The sequence below is a fragment of the Hoylesella enoeca JCM 12259 genome, assembly GCF_000613405.1.
Classification (GTDB): domain Bacteria; phylum Bacteroidota; class Bacteroidia; order Bacteroidales; family Bacteroidaceae; genus Prevotella; species Prevotella enoeca.
Genome location: NZ_BAIX01000117.1, coordinates 1 through 546, shown reverse-complemented (window position 1 = coordinate 546; position 546 = coordinate 1). Strand labels below are relative to the sequence as shown.

General features: G+C 46.0%; 1 protein-coding gene. It reads right to left on the bottom strand.

The features are described from left to right. Positions 1-30 precede the first annotated feature (30 nt). A complete protein-coding gene (locus JCM12259_RS12865; protein WP_004345305.1) occupies positions 31-399 on the bottom strand; it encodes a single-stranded DNA-binding protein in 369 nt (122 codons plus the stop codon). Positions 400-546 lie beyond the last annotated feature (147 nt).

The following is a 546-nucleotide window of genomic DNA, read 5'->3' as shown; positions in this document are numbered from 1 at the left end:
AAGAGTCTCCCGTCTTTCGGAGTAAGGCTTTTACTTGGCCTTCCGGTTCTTCGCTTTAGGAGCGTCCTGCTTTTCTTCCCTGACAAAGGCGGTAACCTTTGTGGCGATGTTCTTCAGAACCGTGACGTTCTTACCGTCCTTGGTGTAGTTCTCCGGCTTGAAGAATCCCTCTACCGTAATCTCCTTGCCCTTCTTCAGCAGTTCCAAGGTAGCCGTATCGTCGTTCTTTACCCAAGTTTCAAGGCCTATGATCGAAGAGACCGTAGTGGTCTCGTTGCCTTTGCGTTCTGTGTGTTTGATGATGATACCGAAGCGTGCGATGGCAGCCTTCTCAAAGTTTTTAACTTCTGCATCCTTGCAAACATAACCCGTAACTGTGAAATTGTTCATTGCGTTCATAATTGTAATTTTTTAAGTTGATATTTATTTTACGTGCATGAAGGAGCAGGCAAGAGGAAGGTGTGCAAAGGCAAGGGATGACCGTTATTTTTTTCATCTCCGACCACAGAGTTTTTGGATCAGGAGCAACCGCACCCCAAAAACTTG

Excerpts from the sequence above, each read along its gene's own strand:
- JCM12259_RS12865 (WP_004345305.1), bottom strand. The coding sequence starts at position 399 with ATGAACGCAATGAACAATTTCACAGTTACGGGTTATGTTTGCAAGGAT.